The sequence below is a fragment of the Mesorhizobium sp. M0848 genome, assembly GCF_040319805.1.
Taxonomy (GTDB): Bacteria; Pseudomonadota; Alphaproteobacteria; order Rhizobiales; family Rhizobiaceae; genus Mesorhizobium.
In genome coordinates this window covers 1-5,033 of sequence record NZ_JAMYOM010000059.1, presented here as the reverse complement: position 1 = coordinate 5,033, position 5,033 = coordinate 1, and the positions used below count along the sequence as shown (strand labels likewise).

3 protein-coding genes and 1 pseudogene are annotated in these 5,033 nt (G+C 58.6%); 3 read left to right on the top strand and 1 reads right to left on the bottom strand.

Annotated features, from left to right (window positions below; translation table 11 throughout):
- Positions 1-1,444: potassium transporter Kup (locus NKH95_RS33060; RefSeq protein ID WP_352443279.1), on the bottom strand; the 1,444-nt coding region annotated here is incomplete at its 3' end.
- Positions 1,445-1,887: 443 nt separating this feature from the next.
- Between NKH95_RS33060 and NKH95_RS33055 the strand changes: the two are divergent.
- From NKH95_RS33055 to virD4, 3 genes and pseudogenes are all read left to right on the top strand, one after another.
- Positions 1,888-2,157: pseudogene (locus NKH95_RS33055) on the top strand (integrase core domain-containing protein); the annotation flags it as partial.
- A gap of 301 nt (positions 2,158-2,458) precedes the next feature.
- Positions 2,459-3,235, top strand: a complete 777-nt coding sequence (locus NKH95_RS33050) for a hypothetical protein (RefSeq protein WP_245260339.1) — start codon at positions 2,459-2,461, stop codon at positions 3,233-3,235.
- Between the two features lie 247 nt (positions 3,236-3,482).
- Positions 3,483-5,033, top strand: a 1,551-nt coding sequence (gene virD4, locus NKH95_RS33045; RefSeq protein ID WP_352559169.1) for a type IV secretion system ATPase VirD4, incomplete at its 3' end; no start/stop codon positions are given.

The following is a 5,033-nucleotide window of genomic DNA, read 5'->3' as shown; positions in this document are numbered from 1 at the left end:
GATTGCCGGCGAGGAAATCGAGCGGGATTTCGTTGCGGCGGGTCTTGTCGAACAGATAGCGGCTGCCGCGCACCCAGGTCCACATAGCCAGCACAATGGTGAAGGCCACCGCCAGCGAAGCCCAGCCACCCTCGAACACTTTGACGATGTTGGAGGCAAAAAAGCCGACATCGATGAAGCCGAACAGCGCCGTCATGGCGACCGCCACCCACAGCCGCCATTTCCAGATCCGGGTCATGACGACGAACAGCAGCACCGTCGTCACCAGCATGTTGCCGGTCACCGAGATGCCATAGGCGGAGGCGAGCTTGCTCGATTCGCCGAAACCGACGACCAGCAGCATCACCGCCAGCGCCAGCAACAGATTGACGCGCGGCATGTAGATCTGGCCCGACTGCTTCTCCGAGGTGTGCAGGATTTCCAGGCGCGGCAGCATATTGAGCTGCACCGCCTGCCGGGTCAGCGAGAAGGCGCCGGAGATGACCGCCTGGCTGGCGATGACAGTCGCGGCCGTCGCCAGCACGACCATCGGGATCAGCGTCCAGCCTTCGTTCATCTCGAAGAATGGATGGCCGACGACGCCATTCTTGGCCAGCACGAAGGCGCCTTGCCCGGCATAATTGAGCAGCAGGCAGGGAAACACGATCGCCAGCCAGGCCAGCACGATCGGCTTGCGGCCGAAATGGCCGAGATCGGCATAGAGTGCTTCGGCGCCGGTGACGGCGAGGAAGATGGCGCCGATGGTCACGAAAGCGACGTCGGGCGAATTGATCAGAAACGCGACGATGTAGTGCGGGCTCACCGCCCACAGGATTTCCGGATCGGCGATGATGTGGTTGAGCCCGGAAAGGCCAATTGCCAGGAACCACACCGCCGTCACCGGGCCGAACACCAATCCTACCCCGCCCGTGCCGAAGCGCTGCACCGCAAACACCATGGCAAGAATGACCAGTGTCAGCGGCACGACATAGGGCTGGAAGGTCGGCGTGACGACATTCATGCCCTCAACCGCCGACAGCACCGATATCGCCGGTGTGATGACGGCATCACCGAAGAAAAGCGATGCCCCGACGATGCCGATGCCGAGCATCAGCGCCGAGCGCTTGGGGAAACTGCCGCGCGCCAGCGCCATCAGCGACAGCACGCCGCCCTCGCCGCCGTTATCGGCGCGCAGCACGAACATGATGTACTTGATGGTGACGATGATCGTCAGCGACCAGATGATCAATGACAAAACGCCGAGGATATCGCCGCGCTCGGCGACATTGCCGCCCGACGACGCCACCAGCGCCTCACGGAACGCGTAGATCGGGCTGGTGCCAATATCGCCATAGACAACGCCGAGCGCGCCTAGCATCAGCACCTCGGGGCTTTGCTGTTCGATTGCCGGATGGCTCGACTGTTCGACGGGTTCTGCCTCGCTACCAGTATTGGTAAGGACCATGGACGACACTCCGATAAGGGGCGGCCCTCTACCTTTGCTGCACTGCAATATCAAGTGCCGCGACGTAATGGCTCCGTATGCGGACCGCATTTGTTGCCGCACCGGCGGATTGTCTCATACGAAACCACGATCCCGCTCCCGCGCCATTTCCTCGACGAGACACAGGCCAAGGGGACCTGAAGGAGGGCCAGACCGGATGGGCGATGATCTGCGGCAGGAAACGATGGCGCTGCTTGTAGCTGACGGCATGTCTTTCTCCTTTGTGTGTCTGCCAGACGAGCGGGCGGGCACGGAAGTGGTCGCGCTCTGGCTGCCAGACATACTCGTCCAACCTGATGAAAACCTGACTTGTACACCCAGCCCAAACAGGTGCGAGGGGTCGGTCTATTACCAAAGGCTCTGAGGGCTGATTCTCTAGGGTTCGGCATTCAATACACCGAGCGCTTGCGGAGGCCGGCGTCGAACCCGCAGTGGGCAGTGTCGGCGACTCTTTCGATAATGCTCTCGCGGAAACGATCAACGGTCTTTACAAGGCCGAGGTGATCCATCGACGCGGACCCTGGCGCTCATTCGAGGCCGTCGAGTTCGCCACGCTCGAATGGGTCGACTGCTTCAACAATCGCTGGCTGCTGGAGCCCATCGGCAACATCCCGCCGGCCGAAGCCGAGGAACGCTACTACGGCATGTTGGATGAACCAGCCATAGCCGCGTGACTCAAACGAAACGGCCACCGGAATGCCCGGGGCAGTTCACATCGCATTTGATGCCAGCTTCATCGTATTTTCTTCGGCTTGGACGGGCACTTGGCAGACCCACAGAGCTGGGAACCCTTTGCCATACTACAACTGTAACATCATATCGGTTTAGCAGGTCAAGCTTTGGTGGTAACCTCATTGGGTAGAATAACTACTTTGGAGGCGAGCAATGGATCGCGATAACAAACGGGCACGTGCAGCTGCAAGATCATCTCAAGGCGTGGGGAGCAGTAGCCTCCGTGACGTTCCAGAGGGGCCATTGAGCGATGTTGCAGAACGGCTGGTAACCGCTAACCCGCGCGATACAGCGCGAAATCTTGGGGGCTTCAAAGGCCTCGGGACGCACGAGCGAACAGCCGTTCGGGGCACTCAACCCGGGCCAGAAACTGACCTCGCGAGATTTGAAAGGCGGACCAATCGTCTTGGACGATCAGCCATCGATCTGGCCGCGACATTAACAGCCGAATTGGGGTACAGCACGGATGACATAGCATTGCAGAAAGTCGGAGCGGCCAGTAATCTAGGCGATTACCTAACGCCAGGGCTGCAAGATGCTATTGTTAATCGCATTGGCAACATGGATCCGCCGTCGCAAGCTCTCGGAGCTTATTACGTTGCGCCACACTTCAGTAAGTTTACTGACGAAAACAAATCTCGCATTCTTGATCAGGCCATTGGATTGGCTTCTTCTGATCCGGATGGCAATGTCAGGATGATGGCATCCAATGCTATTCTCAACATGTATCAACAGTTAGACGCAAACCAACAGGCCCAAGCTCACTCAGTTTTTCCCGGCATGCAAGACATCTTGCCGCACATGCCGCCGCCGCAGCATGCAGCAGAGGAACGGAGTGCGAATCTGGACGGCCACATAGCAGGTATTGAGGCTGCAGTCCGTGATACAGTAGGCCCGCAAACCTCGTATGAACAGCTGCAGCGGGGTGCTCAAATCGGGCGGTCCATAAACCACGCCTTCAATCACGCCCGAGAGGACCTAATGGAGGCCACCAGAAGCAGAGATCGCTCCGGCCGTTGAGGTCTCGGCCATGGTACAGTGACGCTTTCTCTCCCGAATTCCGTTTACGGCCTTGCCGTTTCCAATTCGCTGGCCGTTGACGTACCTGCTTAGTGTAACTTTCAAAAACCACGTCTGCCGGGTGATGCGCTGCAAGCATCGCACCACCCGCTGCGGCATCGATCTGTCGAGCGGCGACATCGCGCGACGCCGGTTCGGTCTCTGAAGCACGCGCAGCATTAGCTACGGCTAATCCGGCAATGGAACAATGCTTTCAACAAAAACGACGCCCCCCAACATAGCCATTAGCATCGCGTGCTCACTCGCCGTGGGCTTCTGTGCGGCAAGTCTTTACGCAACCTTCCGCCACGGCGGCAGCGGCGAGGCTCTGATGGCGTTTGATGTCCGTGCCTTTTGGTTTGAGACGCCCTTCTATTTGGGTTTCGCAACCCCCGTTTTCTATCGGGGCGCGGCTATCGTGCTCTCGACGTCCGCGGTCGTCTTGCTGATTCAGCAGATCGTATTGCGCCGCAAGCTCGAACACCACGGGACGGCTCGTTGGGCTCGAGTGGATGAAATGCGACGCACGGGATATCTGCGACGATACCGTGGCGTGACAGGGCCGGTGTTTGGGAAGACAAGTGGCCCTTTCTGGCCTGGCTACTACCTGACCAATGGCGAGCAGCCTCACAGCCTCATCGTTGCACCGACCCGCGCTGGCAAGGGCGTCGGCATAGTCATTCCAACGCTACTTACATTCAAAGGCTCGGTGATAGCTCTGGACGTCAAGGGGGAGCTCTTTGAGCTCACCTCGAGGGCGCGCAAAGCCGCAGGTGACGACGTGTTTAAATTCGCGCCGCTGGATTCGGAGCGGCGCACAAACTGCTACAATCCGCTGTTGGATCTTATAGCGTTGCCTCCACAGCAGCAATTCACCGAAGCCCGCCGCTTGGCCGCAAACCTGATTACGGCCAAGGGGGAGGGCGCGGAAGGTTTCGTCAGCGGCGCGCGAGATATCTTTGTCGCGGGAATCCTTGCCTGCATCGAGCGGGGCACGCCAACAATCGGCGCCGTCTATGACCTCTTCGCCCAGCCGGGGGAGAAGTTTAAGCTCTTCGCGCGACTCGCCATGGAGACCCAGAACAAAGAGGCACAACGCATCTTCGACGACATGGCGGGGAACGATACGAAAATCCTAACCTCCTACACTTCCGTGCTCGGCGATGGCGGGCTCAACCTGTGGGCGGATCCCGCTGTAAAGGCGGCCACAAGTCGCTCGGACTTTTCGGTCTATGATCTTCGCCGTCGCAGAACGTGCATCTATCTTTGCGTTGGTCCGAACGACCTTGAGGTGATCGCGCCTCTGATACGCTTGTTTTTTCAGCAAATCGTTTCAATTCTGCAGCGGTCGCTGGCCCGCCGGGATGAAAAGCACGAGGTTCTCTTCCTGCTCGACGAGTTCAAGCACTTGGGTAAGCTGGAAGCGATCGAGACCGCAATCACGACTATCGCGGGCTACAAGGGGCGTTTCATGCTCATCATCCAAAGCCTTTCGGCACTGACGGGGGCTTATGGAGAGGCTGGCAAGCAGAATTTTCTCAGCAATACCGGACTGCAAGTGTTCATGGCCACGGCTGATGACGAGACTCCGAACTACATTTCCAAGGCCATCGGTGAATACACGTTTGAAGCCAAATCGATTTCCCACAGCCAGGCGCGAACGTTCGACTGGACCATTCAGAATTCACATCAAGGTGCACCGCTATTGCGTCCCGAACAGGTTCGGCTGCTCGATGACGACTACGAGATTGTTCTCATC